Raw genomic sequence first — 26,281 nt, forward strand, 5'->3', positions numbered from 1 at the left:
GTCTCTCATATTTGCACTGTGCCAATGATACCTCTCGGAATCGTTTCTGGGTCAAATCCATTCGTAGTTTGGCTAGTTTGGGTTCAGAGAGGGCTGTCATCACCTGTCTGCTCGTAACTTTCAGAGTTGCAGATTTGAGTAAACTGCTGTTTTTAAAGGTTCTTAAATTGTATCCCATTCGTTATACTCGGCGACTTTGACTGCGTCATTAATTTGACGCACGGGTGGAAGAGTCACTGCCAGCGGCGAAAAGGGCATTAAGTCCGCTGACAAACACAAGGACGTGAGGATGATAATGGACTGGCAAAAGCGGCAGGGACTGGCACTGTGCGCTGGGGTATTGAGCTTTGGACTCAGCGCCGCCCCGATTGCTCTGGATGGGGCATCTTCAGAATGGATCCCCGTGTTGAAAGGGGATCGGTTCGACCCTATAGACGATGAGCAAGCTCAGACTACCGGCCTCGATCTGGTGGGTGATTCTCAGCATCCTCAGTTTTACGCCCTATATGACGACAAAAGTACCCCTGAAGAGTCTGATGATGAGGTGGCTTACCGCTTTCGCGTGGGTAGTGGAAACGACAGTAATGTCTACCTGATCGGTGTCGATGTTAATGAAGATGCAGTACTGGATCTCTTCATTGCAGGCAGTGGTAAAGAGAGCACGCTCTATATCTGGGGGGCTGATGACAAAGCCAAGATCCCGTCAGGGCGGGTTGCCAACGACGGGCCCAGCACCACCACTATCGACACAAGAAATGTCCTGCACAGCGAGGATGCGACTGCCCAAAACTACCACCTCGCTTCAGTCAGCACGCTGGATACCGATGCCGCTACCATCGATTTTGGCCCTCTTGATGGTGAGGATCACTTTGTCAGCTTTAAGTACCCTTTCAGCGCAATTAAGGGCGCCATCAATACGATGACTGGAGTGACGGTCACCAAAGACTCCGCTCTGCGTTACGTGGTGTTCTCCCTTAACCAGACCAACAGCATCAACGGCGATTTCTCCGGCATCAATGACAAGGACCCTGGGATCTACGATAAAACCTATGAGGAACTTGGGCTTTTCGTTCCCGTAGCACCGGATTATGTGCCGCCGACCAATGAGGCGCCGATAGCGGACAATGACGCAGCGACCACGCCAGAAGACACCTCAGTACTGATTGATGTCCTTGAGGGTGACTTTGATGCTGACGGCGACGTGCTGACGATTGCTTCTGTCAGCGGACCTGATCCGATGAAAGGCGCAGTCGCTATTGAAAATGGCGCGATTCGCTTCACCCCTGCCGCTAATTTCTCGGGTAACGTAACCTTTTCCTATATCGCCACTGATGGTGAGGCCAACAGTAACTCCGCAACCGTAACGGTTACTGTTACCCCGGTGAACGACGCGCCGGTGGCCAACAACCTCAGTCGCACCATCGCCGAAGGGGCCACGCTAACGGTACCGGTTTCCGAGCTGGCCTCGGACATTGATGGTGATGCCTTAACTCTGGCCTTGGGTGCATTGCCTGAAGGGTGGAGCGGCTCGGTGAGCAACGGCAACGTGGTGCTGACTCCGCCAGCGGACTTTAACGGCAGCCAGGATATCCCCTTTACTGCCACCGATCCCGGCAACGCCAGTGCCAGCGGTACCATCACAGTTATCGTTAACCCTGTTAATGACGCGCCGGTGGCCAACAACATCAGTCGCACCATCGCCGAAGGGGCCACGCTAACCGTGCCGGTTTCCGAACTGGCCTCGGACATTGATGGTGATGCCTTAACTCTGGCCCTGGGGGCATTGCCTGAAGGGTGGAGCGGCTCGGTGAGCAACGGCAATGTGGTGCTGACTCCGCCAGCGGACTTTAACGGCAGCCAGGATATCCCCTTTACTGCCACCGATCCTGGCAACGCCAGTGCCAGCGGTACCATCACAGTTATCGTTGACCCTGTTAATGACGCGCCGGTGGCCAACAACCTCAGTCGCACCATCGCCGAAGGGGCCACGCTAACGGTGCCGGTTTCCGAACTGGCCTCGGACATTGATGGTGATGCCTTAACTCTGGCCCTGGGTGCATTGCCTGAAGGGTGGAGCGGCTCGGTGAGCAACGGCAATGTGGTGCTGACTCCGCCAGCGGACTTTAACGGCAGCCAGGATATCCCCTTTACTGCCACCGATCCCGGCAACGCCAGTGCCAGCGGTACCATCACAGTTATCGTTGACCCTGTTAATGACGCGCCGGTGGCCAACAACATCAGTCGCACCATCGCCGAAGGGGCCACACTAACGGTGCCGGTTTCCGAACTGGCCTCGGACGTTGATGGTGATGCCTTAACTCTGGCCCTGGGGGCATTGCCTGAAGGGTGGAGCGGCTCGGTTAGCAACGGCAATGTGGTGCTGACTCCGCCAGCGGACTTTAACGGCAGCCAGGATATCCCCTTTACTGCCACCGATCCGGATGGTGAGAGTGCCAGCGGCATCATCACCGTAACGGTGACTCCGGTGAACGATGCGCCGGTAGCGATGGATGACAGCTATACGCTGGATGAGGGAGCGACTCTTGTTACCACTGTGGCAGAGGGGGTAAGAGCTAACGACTCCGACATAGACCATGAGTTGACGGAGTTGAGCGTCAGCGTCAGTCGCGCACCGACTCACGGCACCCTGACCCTCAATGCGGACGGCAGCTTTAGCTACGAGCACGATGGCAGCGAGACCACTACCGACAGTTTTGCTTATCAGCTTAGCGATGGTGAATTGTCCTCGACCGCAACCGTGAGTCTCACCATCAACCCTGGCAACGACGCTCCGGTGGCGGTGGATGACAGTTACACCCTCGATGAGGGGGCGAGTCTGACCGTTGTTGCTGCTCAAGGGGTGCGGATCAACGACAGTGACGCTGACCACGCCAATGCGGTTCTGACCGTCACTGTTAGCCGTGCACCGGCTTACGGGACGCTGACGCTCAAAGAGGATGGCGGCTTCAGTTATGAACACAATGGCAGCGAGACCACTTCCGACAGCTTTGTTTATCAGCTTTCTGATGGTGAGCACGCTGTCACCGCGACGGTGAATCTGATCATCACTGCTATCAACGATGCTCCGGTGGCCGTTGCAGACAGCTACACCCTGGATGAGGGGGCAACGCTCACCGTAACGGCGGATCAAGGCGTGCGGGTCAATGACAGCGACCCGGACCATGCCAACGCGACTCTGAGCGTCAGCCTCAGTATCCCTCCCGCTCACGGCAGTCTGACCCTCAACCCTGACGGCAGCTTTATCTACCAGCACGATGGCAGCAACACCACCGCTGACCGCTTTACCTATGAACTCAGCGACGGTGAGTTGTCAGCAGCCGCCATCGTGGACCTGGTGATCAACGCGGACAACAGCGCCCCGGTGGCGGTCGATGATGAAGCCAGTGTTCGGGAAGATGAATCGGTTCAGATCCTGGTACTGGATAACGACACCCACAGCGGCTCAGGCCTGAACCCGGCAAGCGTTCAGTTTGTTCAGGGCCCCCAGCACGGCACCGTTACCATTAATGCGGGCAGTGGCGTCGTGACCTATACCCCCAATGCCAACTTTGCGGGTACCGACAGCTTCACCTACGGGGTGCAGGACAACGACGAGCGGAGTTCCGAACCGGCAACCGTATGGGTATCCGTGGTTCCGGTGAACGATCCGCCGGTTGCGGTTAACGACACCTACGATCTGCTCGAAGATGGCGAGCTTCTGCTGACCCTGCTGAACAACGACCGTGATCCCGACGGCGATGACGCTCCTCAGCAGGAGAGCATCCGATTCCTGTCTCAACCGGAGATGGGCCGTCTGGAGCAGCGCGAGGGGCAGTGGTACTACGTGCCTGAGCTGAATCAGATTGCAGCCGTTGAATTCGAATACCAAGTGGCGGACGCCGAGGGCAGCTACTCCAACACAGCCCAGGTGTTTGTCCGTATCGAGTCCGTTAACGATGCGCCGGTGGCGCGTCCCGATACGGCCTCAACCGATGAGGACACGCCGCTTCCGCTGGACCTGCTTGTTAACGATGAAGATGTGGATGGTGAGTTGCTCCCCACTCAGGTGACGATCACCGTGCCGCCCACCATGGGTACCCTGTCCCAGGACGACAACGGTGACTGGTTCTACACGCCGAGCCCCAATGCCTCCGGACAGGACAGCTTCGAGTACTGGGTGGTGGATGAGCAGGGACTGGCCTCTGAAAGCGTGGTGGTCACCATCACCATCAACCCGGTCAATGATCTGCCTGTGGCGGTGGATGACACCGTACGCCTGCCGGAGGACGGTAACTTCGTCATCAATGTGCTGGGCAATGACTGGGACATCGATGGCGCACTGGTGGCGACCTCTACCACCGTTGTGACTCAGCCGGAGCAGGGCACCGTGGTGCTCGACAGCGCCACTGGATTCCTGCGCTACCAGGCCAATGTCGACTATGCCGGAGAGGATCGCTTCCAGTACCGGGTGCAGGATGACGCCGGGGCCTGGTCTAACGATGCCTGGGTTCTGATCACGGTTGAGGCGGTGAACGATGCCCCGCTGGCCAATGATGACCGCTTTGAGATCAGCGAGGATCAGGGTGGCACACTGGTGGTGCTCGGTAACGACTCCGACGTCGACGGCCAACTGGACCTGACGACCATTGAGCTGAAAGACTTGCCGACAGGGGCGAGCTTCGAGGTTCAGCCGGACGGCACCATCACGATCCAGCCGCATGCCGACTTCAGTGGCGAACTGACTCTGAGTTACCGGGTGGCCGATGACGAGGGGGTTTACTCCGAATGGGCTGAGATCACCGTTGTGATTCTGCCGGTCAACGATGCGCCTGAAGCGGTGGCGGATCAGTTTGAGCTGACCGAAGGCGGCGTACTGGATGCGCTGGTGACCAACAACGATTTCGATGTGGATGGCGATGCCTTTACGGCGGTTCTGGTCACAGCGCCCCAATATGGCCAGTTGACCCTCAATGATGATGGCTCATTCCGTTATCAGCATGATGGCGGCGAGCAGTCCCAGGACCAGTTCCAATACCGCATCAATGACGGCAAGCTGGATTCCGGGGTGGTCTCCGTCACTCTGACCATCCTGGGGGCCAATGATGCGCCGCAAGCCGCAGATGACCTGGCCAGCACTCAGGAGGACCAGCCCGTCACTGTCGACGTACTGGCGAACGACAGCGATCCGGATGGCGACGTGTTGACCGTCACTGTCACCCAGGGTCCTAAGCTGGGCGGGGCTTCCGTTACCAGCGATGGCCGCATCAGCTATCAGCCCTTCCCCAACCTGTTTGGTCGCGACACCCTGGAGTACCAGGTGGATGACGGCAATGGCGGCGTGGCGAAGGCCATGGTCACCATCGATATTCTGGCGGTGAACGATGCTCCGAACGCGGAGGATGATCAGGCTCAGACCCAGGAAGACCAGGCGGTCTCCATCGATGTGCTGAACAATGACAGCGACAGCGATGGCGGCAAGCTGACGCTCACTCTGGTGAGTCAGCCGAGCCACGGTGAGGCTCAGGTGTTGAATGGGCAGATCCATTACCAGCCGGCACCGGATTATCACGGTGAGGACAGCTTCAGCTACGCCATCCGGGATGACGCCGATGCGACGGATCAGGCTCAGGTCTTTGTCACGGTTAAGCCGGTCAATGACCCGCCGGTCGCGCAGGATGATCGGGCCGAAACCTCTGTGCGCGAGCCGGTGATGATCGCGGTGCTGGAGAACGACAGCGATGTGGATGAGGATGCACTGACGGTGGTGAGTGCCGGAGTGGATTACGGTCAGGTTGAGGTCCTCGAGGGACGCACACTGCGGTTTACGCCGCTGCCGGAGCGCGCTGAGCCCAGCCGCATCAGCTACCGCATCAGTGATGGCCAGGGTGGGGAAGCCTCTGCCCAGGTTCAGGTCACGGTTACCACGGATAACCGCGCACCGGTGGCCAAGGATGATGAGGTGGTGCTGGCCAAGGATCAGTGGCAAGCCACCATTCCGGTTCTGGACAACGACTCGGATCCGGATGGCGATGCTCTGACCATCATCGGCGCTGCCGCTGGCTACGGTGAGGTGATCATTCAGGATGGCGCTCTGGTCTGGAGCGGCGACAGCGAGATGCCGGGCAGCATCATCATTGAGTATCGCATCAGCGATGCCTTTGGTGCGGAAGACAGCGCCATTGTTCTGGTGTTGAGTGATGACGCATTCCGTCCCGTAGTGACTGCGCCTGCTGATGTCTGGGTCGATGCCAGGGGTCTGTTTACCAAGGTGGACCTGGGCACCGCCACTGCCGTTGACCGCTTTGGCACGCCCCTGCCAGTCAGCCTGGTGGACGGGGTTCCCTTCTACCAGCCCGGGGACAACACCGCCTACTGGCAAGCCTGTGATGATGAGGGACGCTGCGGTACGGCGGCTCAGAAAGTCTATGTACGTCCGCTGATCTCTCTGGCCAAGGACCAGGTCGTTCTTGAAGGGCAGAGTGTCTCGGTGGAAGTGGTGATGAATGGTCCCCACTTCGAGTATCCGGTCGTGGTGCCCTACACCCTGAGCGGCACGCTGGACGACAATGAGCACACCTTGATTGAGGGGGAACTGCTGATTGAGGCCGGTACCTCCGCTTTCCTGACATTTGAGACTTTCGAGGATGGCATTGCCGAAGCGGATGAGACCCTGGTGGTTCACCTGGATGGCAGCGTGAACCCCGGCAACAAGCGGGACCATCAGGTCACCATTACCGAAGGAAACCTGCCGCCGGAGCTGGCGTTGAGTGCGGCCCAGGATAGCGAGCCCCGTCTGGTGGCCAGTCAGGAGCTGGGCGCGATGATCATTGCTGCCACCCTGACCGATCCCAACGAAGGGGATCAGCATCAGTGGCAGTGGCATCACGACAGCATGCTGGCGGATCTGGATGTGACGGAGGAGCGCTTCGAGTTTGACCCTGCGGAGGTCGACCCGGGCCTCTACACCTTGACCGTGGAAGCCTGGGACCAGGAGGGGCTGACCGACATCGCCAGCATCACCATTGAGGTGGTGGAGGCTCTGGCCCCGCTGGAGCCAGGCGCCGACAGCGATGGCGACCTGATCCCGGACGTTGACGAGGGTTACGTTGACCGTGACTTCGATGGCATCCCGGATTATCGCGACCAAGTGGTGGACGAGTGCAATGTGCTGCCGGAAACCGGTGATAACTGGGACGGCTATATCGTTGAGGCGGATCCGGCGGTGTGCCTGCGCATCGGTCTCTACACCACCAACGGGGCCTCCGGTGGCGCCCAGGTGTTTGATGAGGACATCGGCAAGCCGGTGAACGATCTGGTGCCGGATACCGAGGCAGTCAACGTGGGCGGCATCTTCGACTTTATCGCCTACAAGCTGCCCGAGATTGGCCAGACCCTGCAGGTGGTGCTGCCGCAGCGACTGGCGATCCCCGCCAACGCGGTGTACCGCAAGTTCCTGCCCCGGGAGGGTTGGGTCACGCTGGTTGAGGATGGCGACAATCTGCTGCACTCCGCACCGGGTGAGCCTGGATTCTGTCCGCCTCCGGGTGGCGATGTCTGGACCCCGGGTCTGACAGAGGGGCACTGGTGTGTGCAGTTGACGCTGAAGGATGGCGGACGCTATGACGCCGATGAGCTGACCAACGGCAGCGTGACCGATCCCGGAGGGGTGGCGGTGATGCTGAGCAACAACCGTCCGCCGCTGGCGAACGCCGATGCGACCCGTGTCCGTGATGGCAAGCTGGTGATCGTTCCGGTACTGGAGAACGACAGTGATCCGGATGCCGACCCGCTGAGCGTGGTGGCGGCCAGCGCGGCCCTCGGCCAGGTCAGCATCAACGATGACAATACGTTGAGCTATCAAGCACCGGAAGGCTATCTGGGCGAAGACACCCTCTCCTACAGCATCAGCGATGGGCAGGGCGGCAGCGCGCAGGCCACCGTGGCGGTGGAGGTCTACCTGAATCGACTGCCGGTAGCGGTAAACGACGCGGTCGAGCTGTACAACAACGACACCGCATTGGTGAGAGTGATGAGCAACGACAGTGACGCGGATGGGGATGTATTGAGCGTGGTATCGGCGTCGGTGGACATCGGAACACTCTCCGTGGAGGCGGACGGTCAGCTTCGCTATCAGCCGCCTCAGGACTACATCGGTCCGGCGGTTGCCACCTACACCATCAGCGATGGTGAGGGCGGCGAAGCCAGCGCAGAGGTTCAGTTCAGTGTGCTGGGCAAGCAGCTGGTCAAAACGGAAGGAGGCAGCTCAGGCAGCCTGAACGCCTTAGGTCTGGCCCTGCTGGCTCTGCTGGGACTGGGACGCCGTCGCGTCCTGCCCTGGCTGGCTCTGGTGCTCGGGGTGTCTGCCCCGGCACTGGCGGAGGAGAAGCCGCTGGACCCGCTAAAACCCTGGTTTGTCACCGGTAATCTGAGCTGGGCCAGCAGTAACGTCAGCAAGTCGGATCTCAATGGCGATCTCGCCGATGCCGGTCTGGACGCTCAAGTGTTGTCTCTGGACAAAGAGCGTCTGGGTTGGGGGGCCGGATTAGGCTACCGCTTTACTGAGCGTTGGTTTGTGGAGGCGGGCTACCTCAATATCGACGAGGTGGATCTCACCATTGAAGGGGTCTTCCAGGACCCGGCCGCCTTTTTTGATGCGGTGGAGCACGTCTATCCGGAGTCCGGACATGGCCCCTATGCCCAGATTGGCTACCGTCTGCCTCTGAGTGAGCGCTGGGGTTTGACCGGCAAGGTCGGCGCCTTCTTCTGGGAGGGGGATTACGAGTCGGTGGCCCTGAACACCAACATGGGCACCGGCAGTGACAACCCAGATGGCACCGATCTGCTCTATGGCGTGACCCTGGATTATCGCGTCACGCGGGATTGGCTGGCCTCACTTCAGCTGCAACGGGTGGAGTTTGATCGCTATCCGGCGATGCTGTTGGGCTTCAATGTCAGCTATCACTTCGGTGGGTCTGATCCCGCCCCGATCCCGGTGGTGCTGGACAGCGATGGCGACGGGGTGGTGGATCCCCAGGACGCCTGTCCGGATACGCCGATGACCCACGCCGTGGACACTCAGGGCTGTACCCTGTGGCGGGCGCTGGAGATTGAGCTGGAAGGCGTCGTGCTGTTTGCCAACGACAGTGCCGAGATCACCACGGAGTATGAGTCTTTGCTGGCGGATCTGAGCCGTCACGCCAAGGGTCGCGCCACTGTTGAGATCCTGATTGAAGCGCACGCTTCTGCGCCTGCATCCCGCAGCTACAACCAGGCACTGTCCGAACGCCGGGCGGAAGCGGTGAAGGGCTATCTGGTGGCACTGGGTGTTGACGCAGGCCATATTACGCTGGTGGCTCAGGGGGAGAATGCCCCTGCGGTAGAGGGCAATACGGAGCAAGCCTATGCCCAGAACCGCCGGGCGGTGGTGACTCTGGAATACCGGGATCAGGAGCCTGTGCCCCGCGGCTAACCCCGTTATCAGCCATTAAAAAAGCGCGATCCAGGATCGCGCTTTTTTGATCTCAGGCCAACTGAGGCGTCAGCATGGGTCGCTCCACCGGCTTGGCATTGATGGGCAGGTGCAGCACCGCCGCAATCAGCGCCATTGCCACGGTCAGCCACCAGATGGGGGTGTAGCTGCCGGTCGCGTCGTAGATGCGACCGCCAAACCAGGCCCCCAGGAAGCTGCCCACCTGGTGAGTGAAGAACACCAGACCATAGAGGGTTGCCAGGTAACGGGGACCAAAAATCTGCCGCACCAGACCGGAGGTCAGGGGTACCGTGCCGAGCCAGCAGAAGCCGATGGCGGCGCCAAATACCGTGGCGCTGTGGGTGCTGATGGGGAACATCACAAAGGCCGCAATCACCGCAGCCCGCAGCACATAAAGGGCAAACATCACATGGCGCTTGTCGTAGCGGTCACCCATCATGCCCCAGAAATAGGAGCCAAAGATGTTGAACACGCCCACATAGGCCAGCGCCATAGCAGCGGCGTTGCTGGGCAGGCCCAGATCAGCCAGGTAGCTGGGCAGATGGGTGGCGATAAACATCACGTGAAAACCGCAGACGAAGAAGCCCAGGTGGATCAGCCAGTAGCCGGGATGGCGGAACGCTTCCGCCAAAGCCTGCTTCAGCGATTGTTCCGGGGCGTCGGTCGCGTTGCTGACGTTGGAAACGGGCATTCGCATAAAGGCGCCAAACGCCATGATCAGGGTGCAGCCGATGGCAAAGATCTGCAGCGCGGTTTGCCAGCCAAAGTCGGTCAGCAGGGTTTGCGCGCCGGGGATCATCGCAAACATGCCAAAGGAGCCAGCCGCGGTGGTCAATCCGAACGCCTTGGCGGCGTGTTCGGCCGGGACCACGCGAGCGACGGCACCCAGCACAATCACGTAGCTGGTGGCGGAGAGGCCCAAGCCAACCAGAGCCCCCAGAGTCAGGTAGAGCCACTCAGGCTGAGCGGCCACGGAGGTTAATGCCAGACCGGTGCCGTAAGCCAGACCACCGAAGACGATCACACGTCGGGGACCAAAGCGGTCTGCTGCCATACCGACAAAGGGCTGAAACAGGCCGAACAGCAGGTTCTGCAGAGCGATGGCCAGACTGAAAAACTCCCGGCCCACTTCGAAGCTGGTGCTGATCGGTGCCATAAACAGGCCAAAGGACTGACGGAACCCCAGGCTCAGGATCATGATGGCGATGCCCAGCCACACCAGGGCCGGATAACGACGCAGGCTCATTGCTGTGCCTCCATCATGGTGTGACCACCCTGGTGGCAGCCGGCGTTAACGGCCTGACCCGCCAGGGCCTGCACCAGACGAGGAGAGTGGTGAAGGGTCAGCAGAGCCAGCGCCAGCAGGAGGCAGGGGCCGAGTAACTCTTTAAACAGTGTTGGGTGTTGCATGGTGTATCCAGTGTTTCAGGGGAAATAAAAAACACCCCCCTCAGAGAGGGGGGTGTCCTTGTAAATCGGTTACCGGCGTCTCCGCACCGGCGGCTTCAGGGGCACCAGTCGGTGCGCGCCTTCTGAGCGATGCCCTCGCTCAGCAGGGTTTGATCCAGCGGTTGGTCATCCAGCCAGATCCGGGCATTCAGCCCAAACTGTTTCGCCCGGCTCAGATCGGACAGTTCAATCTTCCGGGCTTGAGAGAGCAGTGTCTCAACCCGCTTGGCTGCCTCCGTGGCAGCCGCCGCTTCCTCCGGACACTGGCCTGGGAGCTGGGGCAGATGGACGCCGGTCAGCGTGATGGGCAGATCGGCGCCAAACAGGGCAGGCCAGCCGGTCACATCGACCCGGACGCGGTCAGCCCGCTCAACCGCCACCACTCTGGCGACCAGGGTCCGCTCGCCAACGGCGATTTCGGGCGTCTCAGCGGTCTCCGGTTTGCTCGCCTCCGGCGGCGCATAGGGGCGATTAAACGTGGTGTTGGTCATGCTACAGGCGCTAAGCATGCCCAGCAGAACAAGCGGAATAAGCGGTTTCATCGGCGGTTGGGCTCCACAAACAGTGTTGCTGGTTATACCACAACTTAGCGCCTGATGATGTCCCGGTGTCCCTAAGCCAGAGCACGTAATCGGGCGGGTTCGCACTCCTCCCGCCACTGTGCCAGTTTGTCCCGGATCTGAGCCAGCGAAGGCCCACGCCGATCCGAGCGCCCCATCAGCTGACACAGTCCGTAAGCGTACTGGTCATAGAGGGCCGGGTCCTCCGCGCAGCGCTCGTCATCGTCACACTGGATCAACGACCCGCGGATGTAGCTGCCAACCAGGGCAACCCGGTCAAAGGCGCGATCCTCACTCAACGCCGAAACCCACTGACGATAGGCATCGTTATGGGCCCGGTGGGCCTGTGTGTAGGCATCCCGATGTTGTGAGGAGCCTGCAGCCAGCACGTCCGGGTTGGGCATCAGCCGTTGCAGCACAAAGCGTTGGTGATGGCGCTGATCCCACAGCAGCCAGCACTGATGCAGCAGAAAGGCGTCCAGCGGTGAACTGGCCTCGTTGGCCAGAAGTTCGGCCTGCTCCAGGCTGCGCGTCCAGCGATGCCGGCACAGCGCCAGGATCAGATCCGCTTCCTGAGGGTAGTGGTTATAGATGGTGCCGCGACTGATGCCGCTGGGACCCACCAGATGGGAGCGCCGCAGGGTGAAGCTCTTCTCTCCCTCCAGCAGTCGCTCCGCCACTTGTGCCAGGTATCGGTCTCGCTTATTCCAGTCACCCATCGTATTTTGCCTCTGACTCAGTCGCCATCACTGTCCTTGCTCACGTTTCCAGCATAGTGACGCGCCGAAAAGGGGTAAATCGAGTTATTCTCATAGCCCTATTTCCTGAGTTAATACCCATGCTGAAAATTGAGCTGTTAGAGAGTTTCATCGCCATCGCTGAACTGGGCAGTCTGTCCAGGGCTGCCGAGCGCCTGTGCCGCACGCAGTCTGCGGTCAGCCTGCAGCTGAAGCGGTTGGAAGAGGCGGTGGGACAACAGCTGCTGAATCGTGACCATAAAGGGGTCAGTCTGACAGCCAGTGGTGAACGGTTGCTTTCTTATGCTCGTCAGATGGTGAAACTGAACCAGGAAGCGCTGAACGAATTGAGCCAGGAGCCGGAGCGGGAGGTGATCCGCCTGGGCCTGCCGACGGACTACGTGGTGCGTTATCTCAGCACTTCGCTGCTGGAGTTTATCCGCGAGTTCACCGCCATCGAGCTGGTGCTGGATACCGACGTCAGCGGCAACCTCTATCGCCGCCTGGAGCAGGGGGAGCTGGATCTGGTGATCGGCACCCATTGGGAGCCTCAGCCCAACGCGGAGATCCTGGTGGAGCGTCGTTTTCATTGGGTCGGAAAAAAGGGCGGCAGTGCCGTCACGCGCCGGCCTATTCCGCTGGCGCTCTACCCGGAAAACTGTCCCATCCGTGCTCAGGTGTTTGCCCACCACCACCTGAACATGACACCGGTTCGGGCGGTGCTTTCCACCCCCTCACCGGAGGCTATCTGCCTGGCGGTGGAGAACGATCTGGCCATCGCGCCCATCGCCGACTTCCGCATCCGCGACACCATGGATGTGCTCGACCCAGAAGAGAACGGGCTGCCCCGTCTGCCCGCCTTTAATGAAGCGGTTTACCTGGGTAAGACCGAGCCCACGCCCACCATCCATCAGCTGATTGAGCTGTTGAGAACGCACCGGCAGGCGATTGTTGGCGAATAAAAAACGGCGCCCCAGGGCGCCGTTTTTGTTACTGCCGATTCAGTACTTCGCTTTGGTCAGATCGCAACGGATCGCTTCTCCCCGCATTGCCGGGGTATCCGGGCGAGCCGACGATTCGCACAACCGGGTGGTGCCGTAGTCGTTGCGCTTGTCGTGGGCGTTGGAGCGGGCCCATACGGTCACAATTGCTTTCTCTTCCGGGTTGGCGTGGCAGTCTGCACCGTTGTAGTTAAAGGCGTGGATGGTGTTCTGATGGAAGTAGACCAGGTCATCCTTGTGCGGCGAGGTGGCGGTCCAGAACATCGCTTCGTTATCCATTCCCGCATCAAACTCCACTTCCCGCAGGGTGTCGGTTTCGCTCAGAGTTTTCACCAACGGGCTGTTTTCCCGGATGGCAAAGTTCTGGAACTCATCGGCGCAGGCGGGCTCCCGGATGGTGTAGTAGATCTCGGAGATGGCGTGGTTGTGGTAGGGGTAGAAGGAGTCGATGCGCTGGGCCACCATGCCCACCTCTGCTCCCACTTTCTCGCCATTGATCTCGTCGATCCGCAGCAGGCCCCAATGGCCAAACACCTCGGCATAGGCATAGCTGCCGCGGGTCTTGGCAAAGTTGCGCTGGTTGCGCTCGCTCTCCTCAGCGTACATGGGGAACCAGCCCACCGAGGCCCAGAGGTTGGGTAGGGCGTTGGCACTGACATCGAAGGGGAAGGCCGCAGGCATCACCAGGTCATCGCCAGTCACCATCTTGGCAAAGTGCTTGGTGAAATCGCGGCCATAGGCCTGGACTTCCGGGTCACTGACCTTCTCCTTAAAGAAGGCATCAAATGTAGTGCGATTCAGCCACTGGGCAACCGGGGAGTTGGCCTCCAGCTCGCCACCGGGACTGTAGATCCAATCCACGTTCTCCCGGGCGCCAAAGCAGGCTTTGGCCTTGTCTGGGTTATTAATCACGGCATAGATGTGCTTCACCATCAGCTGCATATCGCGCTGATCCATGATGCACTGGTATTGCGGTCCCTGGAGGTCATGGGTGTTGGTTTCCACCATGCTCCGGTCGGAGTTGCGGCAGTGGCCGTCACTGGTGCTGAGGGCGATGGCATAGCCCTTAAGGTAGGTCAAAGTCTCCTGCCAGAGCAGGTCGACATATTGTTGCTCCTCCGCGCTGTATTGGGCGGGCGCCTCCAGACAGGTGAAGGTGGCATTCTCAATCTCGTTGCTGTCGAGAAAGTCGGGAAGGGGCGCAGAAAAAGCGGCAGGACTGCACAGCAGAGCAGTCAGCAAAAGGGGTTTGTTCATAAGGCCATCCGTACGGCAAAAACGGTGGGGTTGTGAAAGGTGGAGCCACACCGGCTGGCTCTGGGAGAGAGAGGGAAACGTCCGGTGTACTCCAGTTGTCAGATCAGGGCCCGCTGCAGGGCGCGGGCCCTTTTCCCTCAATTACTGCTTATGAGCAGGGTACTTGAAGGTGTGGCACTGGTCGCACATCGGCGGCTTGGTGCCGTGCTCGGAGTGACACTCCACGCAGGGAATGTCTTTTCCGTAGTGCAGGTTGTTGTGCGGGTTTTGCCACTTGTCCTCTTCCGGGCGGGCGGTTTGCTGCGCCAGATCGTCCACATCGTGACAAGCCTGGCAGGCATCGTCTGCCGGATAGCCTTTGGGCGCGCCCTGGTGACAGGTCTTGCAGTCGAGGCCCGCTTCCTTGTGCCAGTCGCGGATTTCAAAAGCCTGAGCGGACAGGGTAACGGTGCCCAGCAGCAGGGTGGAAAGCATCAAAGTCATCGTGCGTTTCATGGTCAAATCCCCCTTACGCCTTGCCTGCTGCGACGGTACGAGCCGCAGTCATACCCATCACCATGCACTCCGGAATGGAGCAGCTGCCCAGTCGGCTGACGCCGTGGATGCCACCGGCCACTTCGCCTGCGGCCAGCAGCCCCTTGATCGGCTTGCCGGTCAGGGAGTCCTCTACCTGGGCCAACTGGTTCACCTTCACGCCGCCCTGGCAGTAGTGCACCTTGGGCCATAGACGAACCACCATAAAGGGCGCCTTGATGTGCTTGCCTTTGGCCTTGCCCATCGGCTTGCCAAACTGCTCATCCACACCACTGTCGACGTAGCGGTTGTACTCTTCGATCTGCGCTTGCAGCGGCTTCAGCGGAACGTCGAAATGCTTGGCCAACTGTTCCAGAGTGTCGAACTTCCAGCCCACACCGTACTTGAGCACCTTCTTGCAGTTCGGGTGCTGATCGGCGTCGTGATAGTGGGTGATCATCAGCGGCGGTACCGGTTTGCCTTCGGCATCACGGTTGGCCAGCTGGGCATCGGCACGGGTCTTACGGTCAGCGATCTCGTTCATAAAGCGCTGGCCGGTCATCCGGTTGATGGCGATGGAGTGGGGGAAGTTGAAGATAGAGTAGTTGGAGACGTAACCGAACCCGCCCTCGTCCGGAGAGGCCCAGGGGCCGGACTGAATGTGGGCCAGGTGAACCGGTACCGCACCGATGCGGAACATCTCCAGCATCGCTTCGCCGGTGGCGCCCTTGATGTTGGTGCAGCCTACGTCGGCGGTCAGGGTGGGGTCCTGAGCCATGCGCAGGGCGATGTTCTGGGAGAAACCGCCGGTGGCCACCAGAACCGCTTTGTTCGCTTTGATCTTCAGAGTTTCGCCTTCGGAGACCTTGCGGTCGGCGTAGTAGCGGGTCTCAATGGTGACCCCCTCGATCTCACCCGCTTTACCGCGGATAAAGCCGCTCATCCGGCAGCGGTTGTTCATCTCCACGCCCAGTTTTACCGCCAGTTTGTACAGCGGCTGTGTGATGCCAGCGCCACAGGCCACGGTGGTCTGGTAGGTGCGGGGGGCACTGTGGCCACCCAGTTGCTGCAGGTAGGGCAGGTACTCGGCCCCGGCATCGAAGGTCATCTGCAGTGCTTCGTTGGCGTGCTCAGCCACATGGCGCAGCAGCGCTTCATCGGCGATGCCACGGCCCGCTTTGAGCTGGTCGCCCACCATCCGCTCAATGGAATCCTCAACGCCCTCTTTCTGCTGCATCGGTGAGTTGGGCACGGCAAACAGGCCGCCATTGATGGAGGAGTTGCCACCAAAGGTGGGCATCTGCTCGAAGATGGCGACGGACTTGATGCCCTGACGTTTGGCCTCAATCGCTGCCGCCAGAGCCGCAAAGCCGGAGCCGATGATCACAAAGTCGTAGGTTTGGTCCCAGTGGGTGGATTGGCCGGAAGCGGCCAGCCCGGGGGCGGCCACGGCAGCCAGGCCGGTCGCGCCAATACCCTGTAGTAGCTTGCGTCGGGTGTTGTTGATGGTGTGCTCACTCATGGTGTGTACCTCGTAAGTCGGTTAGCCAGAGCAAGGTTAGGGTCGGAATGGATTCCAAACTGTGGGGGGCGAATAGAGTTCCCGAAATGTTTGATTTTTATGATGAGATTGTTCGCAAGGTCAAAAAATGCGCCAAACTGGCCCGGGGCGCACAAACTGGAGAGCGAGGCAAAACCGGACCGGGTGCAAAGAAGGGGGCTGGCAAAAAAGAAAGGGTTTTCTGTCGGCGCGCATCCTGTGCGCTGGGGAGTGCCACTCAAGAGGCGCGGTAAACGGCCAAACGAAAAAGCCCCAGTCTTTCGACTGGGGCTTTTTCTGTATCTGGTACCGGGAGGGGGACTTGAACCCCCAAGGTGTCACCACCGGCGGATTTTGAATCCGCTGCGTCTACCAATTCCGCCATCCCGGCTTAGGAGTGGGCATTATATACCGAAGTCGTTGCACGGCAAGCCCAAATCGGTTGTTCGGGCATTTTCTGCGCACCGCTCGGCGGGGGCCTCTGGTACACTGCCGGACAGTGACGAGACAAGGAGTGAAGATGTCATCCCTAGCCAACGCCCCACGGGCGTCTCTGGGGCGCCGAATGGCGGCCTGGGTATACGATTTTATGGTGGCTCTGGCGGTCTATATGCTGGCCGGGGCAGTGCTGTTTGCCCTGTTTACGGCTCTGGTGTCGATGGGGCTGGTGGATAAGGGCGGCATGATCCACACGGTGGATGTGCTGCAGTCCAGCCCGGTATGGCTGACCCTGAACGAGATCGGCAAGCTGCTGGCGGTGGCCTGGCTGTTTGTCTGGAGCTGGAAAAAGAAGGGCCAGACCCTGGGTATGCGCGCCTGGCGTTTGCGGGTACAACGTACTGACGGTTCTGAACTGGATGCCCGTCAGGCCTGGTTGCGGGTGGCGGTCTCCTTTGGTGGTTTGGCGATGCTGTCCCTGCTTTGGGATGACGAAGGGACCGCCATGAATGACCGCATCAGTGGCTCTGAGGTGGTGGTGCTGACCGTGGAGCAGAACCGCGATCTGATGGAACGGCAGTGAACTTGCCAATCTGACCCAGCCTGTTAGCTTGGGGATCGACCTTGATAAGGAGATCCCCATGCCGTTACTTGCCCCCCTTCCTGCGGAAACCACGCCTGAGCTGGCGGAGGATTTCGCCCTCTTTACCCGCATTCTGGGCTTTGTCCCCAATAGCCTGCTGACCATGCAGCGGGTACCCGCCATGGTGCACGGGTTTGGTGAACTGACCCGCGCAGTGATGAACCCCAATGGCGCTGTCGATCCCGGCTTTAAGCGGCTGCTGGCCCACTTCTGCAGTCGGGCGGCGGGATGCCAATACTGCGAAGCCCACTCACTGATCGCCGCCGAGTTGCATGATGTGCCCCATGACAAAGTGGTGGCGTTATGGGAGTACCAGACCAACCCCCTCTACACCGAGGCTGAACGGGTGGCACTGGACTTTGCCCTGGCGGCGGGGGCTGTGCCCAACGCGGTGGATGAGCCGCTGATGGCGCGGATGCGGGCCCACTGGAATGAGGTTCAGATCGTGGAGATCCTGGGGGCGATCGCCCTCTATGGTTTTCTCAATCGCTGGAATGATTCCATGGCCACCGAGATTGAGGCGCCCGCTCAGGCGATGGGAGAAGAGGTGCTGAGCAAAGGCGGCTGGACCGGCGGTAAGCACCGCCCGGAGTGACACCGGCATAAAAAAGGGGCGCCTCAGCGCCCCTTTTTTATGATTGATGGTTTTGGGATCAGCCGTCACCCAGTACCAGCAGGGTGGCATTACCGCCGATGGCGGTGATGTTGTTGCTGATGGTCTTTTCGGTCACAAAGCTGTGCAGGTAGTGCGGGCCACCGGCTTTCGGGCCGGTGCCGGACAGGCCATTACCACCGAACGGCTGCACACCCACCACCGCACCAATCTGGTTGCGGTTGATGTAGGCGTTACCGGCATTCACCTGGTGAGCGATGGCCAGCGCCTGGCCTTCGTTGCGGCTGTGCACGCCCAGGGTCAGGCCAAAGCCGGTGCTGTTGATCTCATTGATGACCCGGTCCAGCTCGGAGGCTTTGTAGCGGATTACGTGCAGGATAGGGCCAAAGTGCTCCTTCTCCAGCTGACCGATGTGGTTGATCTCCACCGCAGTCGGGCGCACGAAGTTGCCGTGCTCGCACTCGCTGGATAGCTCAGTCTGGGCGATAAGCCGTCCCTCTTTGCTGATGCGCTCGATGTGGGCCAGCAGGTTTTGCTGGGCGGTCTGGTCGATCACCGGGCCAACGTCGGTCTTGAAGTGAGCCGGGTTGCCCACATGCAGTTCCGCCATCGCGCCTTTGAGCAGCTCGATAACACGGTCTGCCACGTCGTCCTGAACGTAGAGCACACGCAGGGCGGAGCAGCGCTGGCCGGCGCTCTGGAAGGAGGAGTGCACCACGTCGGTCACCACCTGTTCCGGCAGGGAGGTGGAGTCCACCACCATGGCATTCTGGCCACCGGTTTCCGCCACCAGCTTGGCGATGGCGCCATCGCGGGCAGCCAGAGAGCGGTTGATCACTTTGGCGGTTTCGGTGGAGCCGGTGAAGCAGACGCCGACAATGCGCTCATCCGCGGTCAGCAGGCCACCGATCTCACGGCCCTTACCGGGCACCAGTTGCAGCACATCGGCCGGGATGCCGGACTCGTGAGCCAGTTGAGTGGCGCGGTAGGCCACCAGGTTGGTTTGCTCAGCGGGCTTGGCGATTACGGTGTTACCGGTTACCAGTGCCGCCACCACCTGACCCAGGAAGATAGCCAGCGGGAAGTTCCAGGGGCTGATGCAGAGGTAGGGGCCACGGCCCTGAACGATCAGTTCATTCAGCTCACCGGTCGGACCCGGCAGCACGGTGCGCTCGCCCATAAGGCTGCGCGCCTGAACGGCGTAGTAGCGGCAGAAGTCGACCGCTTCGCGGATCTCATCGATGCCATCCTGCAGGCCCTTGCCCGCTTCGCGGGTACAGAGGGCGATCAACTCTTCGCGGTTGGCTTCCAGCTTGTCAGCCAACTCCTCCAGAGCGCGGGCACGCTGCTCAACCGGGGTGTCACGCCAGGCCGGGAAGGCGGCGGTGGCACGCTCGATGGCGTCCTGAATGTCTTCCGCACTGGCAAAGTGAACCTGACCCACCTGCTTGGTGTGGTCCTGCGGGCTCAATACCGCCAGCGCCTCGCCGCTTTGACGGGTTTCACCGCCGATCAGCGGGCCGCCCTGCCATTGGGTGGCTTTGAAGGTGTCCAGTTTGGCAAAGAAGGGGCGGGCTTCATTGGCGATGTTCATGTTCAGTCCTTTTGAGTTGAGACGCTCCTTGCCGAAGATCGCCTCGGGCAACACGATTCTGTGGTTTGCTAGGGTGGGGTAGCCATTCAGTGTGGTCAGCGGATAGGCGATCAGCCCCTCAATCGGGGTCTTCGGGTCCACCAGTTTATGCACGAAGGAGGTGTTGGCGCCGTTTTCCAGCAGGCGACGCACCAGGTAGGGCAGCAGATCCTTATGGGCGCCCACCGGCGCATAGATGCGAACCTTCAGGCCCTTCTGCTGCTTGAGCAGGGTGTCATACAGCTCCTGGCCCATGCCGTGCAGACGCTGGAACTCGTAATCGCGCTCACCCGCCAGGTACTGAATGGTGGCTGCTGTCTGAGCATTGTGGGTGGCAAACTGGGGGTAGATGTTGCCCACGGTCGCTTCGGACAGCAGGAACCGGGCGCAGGCCAGGTAGGAGACATCGGTGCCCGCTTTTCGGGTGAATACCGGGTAACCGTCTGAGCCACCCTGCTGGCACCACTTGAGCTCGCTGTCCCAATAGGCGCCTTTCACCAGACGCAGCGGGATCAGGTCGCCCTGCTGTTTGGCTAGGGCGTTGATCCAGACCAGAACCGGCAGAGCGCGCTTGGAGTAGGCCTGAACCACCAGTCCCAGGTTGCCCCAACCGCGAGCCTCATTGCTGCGATAGAGCTTTTCAAACAGCTTGAGAGAGAGTTCCAGGCGATCCATCTCTTCGGCGTCGATGGAGATGCCGACGTCCAGGCTGCGCGCCTGTTTGATCAGACGCAGCACGCTGTCGTACAGCTCGGTCAGTACCCGGTCCTCATTGGCCACTTCGTAGCGGGGATGCAGGGCAGAGAGCTTGATGGAGATGGTGGGGCGGGGCGCCTGACTGACGTCATAGCTGTGGGCGCCCAGTGCGGTGATTGCGCGGCTGTAGCTGTCGAAGTACTTGGTGGCGTCACTGGCGGTCAGCGCCGCTTCGCCAAGCATATCGTAGGAGTGGGTGTAGCCAATGGCCCGGTTGTCATCGCTGTTCTTCAGCGCTTCGCCAATGTCACGGCCCAGTACGAACTGCTTGCCCATGATCTTCATGGCGGCGTACATCGCCTGACGAACTACTGGTTCACCCATCTTGTTAACGAGACGGGCCAGCAGATTGTTGGGACGGCCATCGATCTTCTTATCCAGGGTGATCACTTTGCCGGTGAGCAACAGGCCCCAGGTGGAGGCGTTAACCAGCACCGAATCGCTGCCCTTGAGGTGGCGGGCCCAGTCGGCTCCGGAGAGTTTGTCCTCGATCAGGGCATCCGCGGTGGCGGCATCCGGGATCCGGAGCAGGGCTTCGGCCAGACACATGAGGATGATCCCCTCCTGTGTTTCCAGGCTGTACTGCTGCAGGAACGCGTCAATGCCTATCATCAACCCCTTCTTCTCGAAGCGGCGAACGGCTTCCACCATCTGATGGGCATTTTGGGTAATGGTCTCAACGGTGGCCGGTTCGGCAGGCACCAGAGAGATAAGCTCTTCCAGATATTGGCTTTCATCGACGCCATAATTGGCGCTGATCAGCTCGAACAGGGCGGCGGGTTCCTGGTCATGGATCGCCGGATCCAAAACGGTGCTGGCTTTAAACATGCGGGGGTCCTCTTAACACCACAAGTCAGCGTTTTAGCTATTTTTGTATACAATCCTTGCTGACGGCGCGCTCAGTATACCCCCAAAATGTGAGGGCGAACAGGTTTTGCGGGGGTGGTTGGAACAGTACCGTTAAGGGGGTGTTGTAAACCCTTGTGTAGCGCGGAAAAGGGCATAAAAAAAGCAGGCCGGTGGCCTGCTTTTTTCGATAAGAGGGGATGCGATTACATCCAGCGATCGTTCTTTTTCTTACGCTGGGGGCGCGGCAGATAGGCCAGGATCAGGCCCAGGATCAGACCGGCGCCAGCCACCATGCCACCTTGCTGCATCCAGATGAATCGCTCGCTCTGGCTCAGAGTGTCTACGCGCTTGGTCAGCTCGGCGTTTTCCTGCTCCAGGGCGGCCAGGCTCTTGGCGCTTTCAGCGACCTGGGATTGCAGCTCTGCTACCTGGGCGTTGGCGTCCGCGTTGGCTTCCAGATTGGATTGCACCAGAGCGTCACGCTCAGCAGTTACCGTTTTAAGCTGTTCACGAGTGTCAGACAGTGCCTTGGTCAGCGCCGGTACCTTGGTGCGGAAGCTCTCGCCAGTGGCCAGATCTTTGGTTTGAATCCAACCTTTACGGCCGCGCTCGTCGATCACTTCGCTGTAATCGCCCTGACGGGTTCCGGTAGCGGTGAGCGGATCACCAGCTTTCAGGCTGCCCAAAATGCGGAACTGGGTGCTGGGGCCAGCCAGCAGATAGATATAGATGTCTTCCGAGACGCTGTTCGTGGCTTCCCGGGCCACGGTGTGGCCGCTCACGGCCAGAAGGCAAAGCAGAGCGGTGATAATACGTTTGTTCATAGTGCTACTACCCGTGGATTGGGGCGACCATGCTAGGAGATAAGGCCAGGAGTGGCAAGGCCCAGAGAGCGAAAAAGGGAGCCGATGGCTCCCTTTTTTGAGTGTGCTTCAGTCTCACGCCATGATTGAGCGGATGATGGTGAAGAACAGGATGGACAGTGCGGCACCGGCTGGCAGGGTGATAACCCAGCTTACGACGATGTTGCGTACGACGCCCAGGTTCAGGGCGGCGATGCCACGGGCCATGCCCACACCCAGTACCGCACCCACCAGAGTCTGAGTGGTGGAGATCGGCAGACCGGTACCGGACGCGATCACAACGGTAGAAGCGGCAGCCAGTTCAGCAGCGAAGCCACGGCTCGGAGTCAGGTGAGTGATGTTCTTACCGATGGTGGTAATAACACGCTTACCCAGTACCGCCAGACCAATCACGATACCAACGGCACCCAGAGGCAGAATCCACCAAACCAGCGGAGCCTTATCCGGGATCTCACCACCCGCGTGGATGATGGTTACAACGGCGGCCAGCGGGCCGATGGCGTTAGCCACGTCGTTGGAGCCATGGGCAAACGCCATACAACAGGCGGTTACCACCATGAGGATGGCAAACACTTTTTCGACGTTGGCAAATTGAGTGTCACGAGTGCCTTTGGTGTCGAACTGCATGCGGCTAATCATCACTTTACCGAACAGCCCCACCAAAGCCGCCATGGCAACAGCCAGGCCGTAAGCTTCTACGGTGGAGAAGTTCAGGCCAACGTGCTTCAGGCCTTTAGTGATGGTAACCAGAGACATGATGAACGCCGCCAGACCCATGTAGAAGGGCACGTAGCGTTTGGCGTTATCAAGCGGGTGGTCGGTGTCGAAGATCAGTTTCTGCGCGCTTTGGAATATCAGGTACGCAATGAAACCGGCGATGGCGGGGGTAACGATCCAGGAGCCTACGATGCCAGCAACCTTGTTCCAGGCTACGGCGTCAACGCCTACGCCCACTGCCGCAAAGCCGATGATGGCACCGATGATGGAGTGGGTGGTGGATACCGGCCAGCCCAGGTAGGAAGCGGCAACCAGCCAGATGCCTGCTGCCAGAAGGGCAGAGATCATGCCGTAAACCAGCAGATCAGGCGTGTTGATGAAGTAGCTGGTGTCGATGATCCCTTTGCGGATGGTGTTGGTCACTTCACCACCGGCCAGATAGGCCCCGGCGAATTCGAACACCATGGCGATGATGATGGCCTGCTTGATGGTCAGGGCGCCGGATCCTACCGAAGTGCCCATTGCGTTGGCTACGTCATTGGCGCCGATGCCGAAGGCCATCAGGAAGCCAAAGAGTGCCGCAGCCATAATCAGCCACGGGCCGTAAATTACCAGTACGTCTACCATGGTAAAACCTTGTTAGGAGAACAATTTTGTCAGATTGGAGTTAGGATCGGGCCAGCATCAACTCTAGACGAGCACCAGTGCGCTCGGCCAGGTCTGCCAGATCACCCACCCATTCGAGGATCTTGTAGAGGAACATCACGTCCACCGGGTTCAGCTCTTTCTCGATCTGGAACAGTTGGCGGCGCAATGAAATCTGCATGGAGTCGGTGTCGTCTTCGATCAGATCCAGTTGCTGGATCATCTCTTCCACCAGGTCGACCTCACGACCACGGAAACCAGTTTCCAGCAGGTCGTCGAGCTCATTGATGGCCTTGCGGGCCTGTTTTACGGCGTCGATGCAGCGGGTGACATAGAGAGTAAAGTCTTCCTGCATCGGCTCCGGAATCTGCATTTGACGGCCAATAACACGTCCGGCGATGTCTTTGGCTTTGTTGGCGATCTTGTCCTGCTGAGTCAGCATCTCGAGCAGATCGGTACGCTGCATGGGCATGAAGATCCCACTGGGCAGGCTCATACGGATCTCACGCTTCAGTTGGTCTGCATCGCGCTCCAGCTGGCTGATCTCTTTCTGCAGCGCAGTGGCTTTATCCCAATCTCCTGCCTTGACGGCTTCGAAGAACGGCACCAGGCGCTTTGCGGCCTGAGTGGTCTTGTCAATGTGCTGCTCAAGCGGTTTGATAGGTGACTTGGCGAACACGCCCAAAAAATTTACCGGCATAGCCTTGTTCCTTAATGGAGCCAAAATGGGATTGGCGCGCGAATAATACTCACCTTGGCAAGATACGCAAGGCACGGTGTCGACGCAGTTCCCAAAAGTGTAATGGTTGTTGCCCCGATTCGCCTTGGGACCCCAATTGCTTGCGCATCCTATGACTGTTTTATGACAGTTAAGTGACAGGATGACGCTTTTGTGTCGGATGGATGATATTTTGATGAATTTGGACGCGCTATGGAAGTTGAGCTGAAGCTGTTGTTGGCCCCGGGCACCCCGGTTGAGGCCTTGTCCAGTCTGGAATTCCCCGCCCCTTTGACTCAAGTCAAAAGGAGGTCACTGGGGAACGCTTACTTCGATACCCCCGAATTGGCTCTGAGAAAGCGGGATATGGGGCTGCGGATCCGCCGAGTGGGTGACTTCCGAGAGCAAACCCTGAAAACCGCTGGAAAGGTTGCGGGTGGTCTGCACGCCCGGCCGGAGTACAACACCGATGTCAACGGAACGGTACCCGAACTGGAACGATTTCCTGACACCCTATGGACCCCCTCTGAACGCGACGCCATTCAGGCCGGGCTGAAAGTGCTGTTCCACACCGATTTCGAGCGTCAGCAAGCGGAGTTGGCTCTGCCGGGAGGTGCCCGGGTGGAGTTGGCGCTGGACTGCGGCACCATTCGGGCAGATGGAAGGGAAACCCCGATTGCGGAGTTGGAACTGGAACTGATTGAAGGCACGGCAGCAGCGCTGATGCCCCTGGCCCGCTCGCTGATGCAGCAGTGGCCCCTGAGGTTGGGCCTGGACTCCAAGGCCGCACGGGGTTACCGCCTGGCCGGTCTGGCCCCGGAAGCCGCGGTGGTGCCCTCGGCGAGCCAGCAGCCGGATGCGCTTCTGGCGGCCTGGCAGCGCAATGAAGAGCGATTATTGGCTGGCGAGATGACCGCCTTAGCGCCGCTGGCGGCACAGCTAAAGGCGGTAGCCGCTCTCCTTGGCCCAGAAGGTCGTGAAATGCAGAATCTGGCTGAGGCGTTGGAAAGTGACAATGCGCCTCTCGACGCATTGCTTGCCGGCATTCGCAAGCCGGAGTACGGCTTGTGTCAGTTGTCCCTGTTGTCCCGCTCTCTGGATTGATTCTCCAGAGTGGAGCGAAGCGCCCGGATCTCCTCCAGTAGCGCTTCCTGCTGACACTGCAACTGCTTCTGCTGAGCTTCAAGGCGCGCCATTTCAGGCGCGTCTTTGTCATCGTCATCTTCCATAAACAGCGACGCGAGAAAGCCGGCGACCACACCGAAAAAACTGACCCCGGTGACGATCACAACCGCGGCAATGAGTCGCCCCTCGGTGGTGACCGGGTAGTAATCCCCGTAGCCCACGGTGGATATGGTGATCAAAGCCCACCAGATGGCGGATTCCGCTGAGTCGATGTTGGCTCCGGGGACGCCGTCTTCCACCAGCAGAATCAAAACCGACGAGAAGGTGATGATGGTGATCATCGCCAGCAGCAGGCTGGTGACGGTGGTTTCCCGCTTTTGCAGCAGCAGGGGAACCAGAACGGAGCGACTCATGCGGATAAGACGGATAACCCGAAGCACCTGGAAGATACGGACAAAGCGCAGCTGTTCAATCACCGGGATGGAGGCCACCAGATCGATCCAGTGGGTACGCACGTAGAGACCCCGGTCTGCCGCTCGCCAAAAGCCATAAAAGAAGTTGGCGATAAAAATCATGCAGATGGCGAAGTCTATCTTTATCAGCAGACGTATCGTCTCCCGATCGTTGTCGCTGAATACGATGGTGATCACCACGATCACTGAGAACAGCGACAGCAGCATCATCCCCAGCTCTCGGGGGGTCAGTGTGGATTCTGTCTCCTTAAACACCGGCAC

Annotated in this window: 17 protein-coding genes and 1 tRNA gene; 5 read left to right on the forward strand and 13 right to left on the reverse strand. The window is 59.7% G+C overall.

Annotated elements, in window-relative coordinates:
- The first annotated feature begins 289 nt into the window (after positions 1-289).
- A complete protein-coding gene (locus KUV52_RS16900) occupies positions 290-9,469 on the forward strand; it encodes an Ig-like domain-containing protein (RefSeq protein ID WP_222527119.1) in 9,180 nt (3,059 codons plus the stop codon).
- 52 nt (positions 9,470-9,521) lie between these two features.
- On the opposite strand, the gene KUV52_RS16905 is transcribed toward KUV52_RS16900, so the two are convergent.
- The 4 genes from KUV52_RS16905 to KUV52_RS16920 all read right to left on the reverse strand — a co-directional run bounded on the left by KUV52_RS16905 (position 9,522) and on the right by KUV52_RS16920 (position 12,218).
- Positions 9,522-10,736 carry an MFS transporter gene (locus tag KUV52_RS16905; RefSeq protein WP_222527120.1) on the reverse strand — a complete coding sequence of 405 codons (1,215 nt, stop codon included), beginning with the start codon at positions 10,734-10,736 and terminating at the stop codon, positions 9,522-9,524.
- Positions 10,733-10,900, reverse strand: a complete 168-nt coding sequence (locus KUV52_RS16910; protein ID WP_222527121.1) for a hypothetical protein — start codon at positions 10,898-10,900, stop codon at positions 10,733-10,735. Before KUV52_RS16910 ends, KUV52_RS16905 begins: the two co-directional genes overlap by 4 nt.
- 95 nt (positions 10,901-10,995) lie before the next feature.
- Positions 10,996-11,481, reverse strand: coding sequence for a hypothetical protein (locus KUV52_RS16915; RefSeq protein ID WP_222527122.1), 486 nt, complete (start codon positions 11,479-11,481; stop codon positions 10,996-10,998).
- Positions 11,482-11,552: 71 nt separating this feature from the next.
- Complete coding sequence (locus KUV52_RS16920; protein WP_222527123.1) at positions 11,553-12,218, reverse strand: TetR/AcrR family transcriptional regulator; 666 nt, start codon at positions 12,216-12,218, stop codon at positions 11,553-11,555.
- 119 nt (positions 12,219-12,337) lie between these two features.
- Between KUV52_RS16920 and KUV52_RS16925 the strand changes: the two genes are divergently transcribed.
- Positions 12,338-13,198, forward strand: coding sequence for a LysR family transcriptional regulator (locus KUV52_RS16925; RefSeq protein ID WP_222527124.1), 861 nt, complete (start codon positions 12,338-12,340; stop codon positions 13,196-13,198).
- Positions 13,199-13,237: 39 nt separating this feature from the next.
- Here KUV52_RS16925 and KUV52_RS16930 read toward each other — a convergent pair whose 3' ends face one another.
- From KUV52_RS16930 to KUV52_RS16945, 4 genes are all read right to left on the reverse strand, one after another.
- A complete protein-coding gene (locus tag KUV52_RS16930; protein ID WP_222527125.1) occupies positions 13,238-14,494 on the reverse strand; it encodes a hypothetical protein in 1,257 nt (418 codons plus the stop codon).
- 141 nt (positions 14,495-14,635) lie between these two features.
- A complete protein-coding gene (locus tag KUV52_RS16935) occupies positions 14,636-14,989 on the reverse strand; it encodes a cytochrome c3 family protein (protein ID WP_222527126.1) in 354 nt (117 codons plus the stop codon).
- Positions 14,990-15,002: 13 nt separating this feature from the next.
- Positions 15,003-16,529 carry a flavocytochrome c gene (locus KUV52_RS16940; protein ID WP_222527127.1) on the reverse strand — a complete coding sequence of 509 codons (1,527 nt, stop codon included), beginning with the start codon at positions 16,527-16,529 and terminating at the stop codon, positions 15,003-15,005.
- 322 nt (positions 16,530-16,851) lie between these two features.
- A tRNA-Leu gene (locus tag KUV52_RS16945) sits at positions 16,852-16,938 on the reverse strand.
- Between the two features lie 129 nt (positions 16,939-17,067).
- Between KUV52_RS16945 and KUV52_RS16950 the strand changes: the two genes are divergently transcribed.
- Both KUV52_RS16950 and KUV52_RS16955 read left to right on the forward strand, forming a co-directional pair.
- Positions 17,068-17,568, forward strand: coding sequence for an RDD family protein (locus KUV52_RS16950; protein WP_222527128.1), 501 nt, complete (start codon positions 17,068-17,070; stop codon positions 17,566-17,568).
- Between the two features lie 58 nt (positions 17,569-17,626).
- Entirely contained in the window at positions 17,627-18,223 is a 597-nt protein-coding gene (locus KUV52_RS16955; RefSeq protein ID WP_222527129.1) for a carboxymuconolactone decarboxylase family protein, read from the forward strand.
- A gap of 58 nt (positions 18,224-18,281) precedes the next feature.
- On the opposite strand, the gene putA is transcribed toward KUV52_RS16955, so the two are convergent.
- The 4 genes from putA to KUV52_RS16975 form a co-directional block, all read right to left on the reverse strand.
- The gene (putA, locus tag KUV52_RS16960; protein ID WP_222527130.1) at positions 18,282-21,458 is read right to left on the reverse strand and encodes a bifunctional proline dehydrogenase/L-glutamate gamma-semialdehyde dehydrogenase PutA; all 3,177 of its coding nucleotides are present in this window, start codon (positions 21,456-21,458) and stop codon (positions 18,282-18,284) included.
- 224 nt (positions 21,459-21,682) lie between these two features.
- Positions 21,683-22,303 carry a TIGR04211 family SH3 domain-containing protein gene (locus KUV52_RS16965; protein ID WP_222527131.1) on the reverse strand — a complete coding sequence of 207 codons (621 nt, stop codon included), beginning with the start codon at positions 22,301-22,303 and terminating at the stop codon, positions 21,683-21,685.
- A 114-nt stretch (positions 22,304-22,417) separates the two neighbouring features.
- Complete coding sequence (locus KUV52_RS16970; RefSeq protein WP_222527132.1) at positions 22,418-23,686, reverse strand: inorganic phosphate transporter; 1,269 nt, start codon at positions 23,684-23,686, stop codon at positions 22,418-22,420.
- A gap of 40 nt (positions 23,687-23,726) precedes the next feature.
- Positions 23,727-24,404 carry a TIGR00153 family protein gene (locus KUV52_RS16975; RefSeq protein ID WP_222527133.1) on the reverse strand — a complete coding sequence of 226 codons (678 nt, stop codon included), beginning with the start codon at positions 24,402-24,404 and terminating at the stop codon, positions 23,727-23,729.
- A gap of 231 nt (positions 24,405-24,635) precedes the next feature.
- Between KUV52_RS16975 and KUV52_RS16980 the strand changes: the two genes are divergently transcribed.
- The gene (locus tag KUV52_RS16980; protein WP_222527134.1) at positions 24,636-25,526 is read left to right on the forward strand and encodes an inorganic triphosphatase; all 891 of its coding nucleotides are present in this window, start codon (positions 24,636-24,638) and stop codon (positions 25,524-25,526) included.
- Here the strand turns inward: KUV52_RS16980 and KUV52_RS16985 are convergent.
- A complete protein-coding gene (locus tag KUV52_RS16985) occupies positions 25,493-26,275 on the reverse strand; it encodes an ion transporter (RefSeq protein WP_315900199.1) in 783 nt (260 codons plus the stop codon). The two genes, KUV52_RS16980 and KUV52_RS16985, sit on opposite strands and share 34 nt — an antisense overlap.
- Positions 26,276-26,281: the final 6 nt, after the last annotated feature.

Origin of the sequence: Ferrimonas balearica, assembly GCF_019802055.1 — a bacterium.
GTDB lineage: Bacteria > Pseudomonadota > Gammaproteobacteria > Enterobacterales > Shewanellaceae > Ferrimonas > Ferrimonas balearica_A.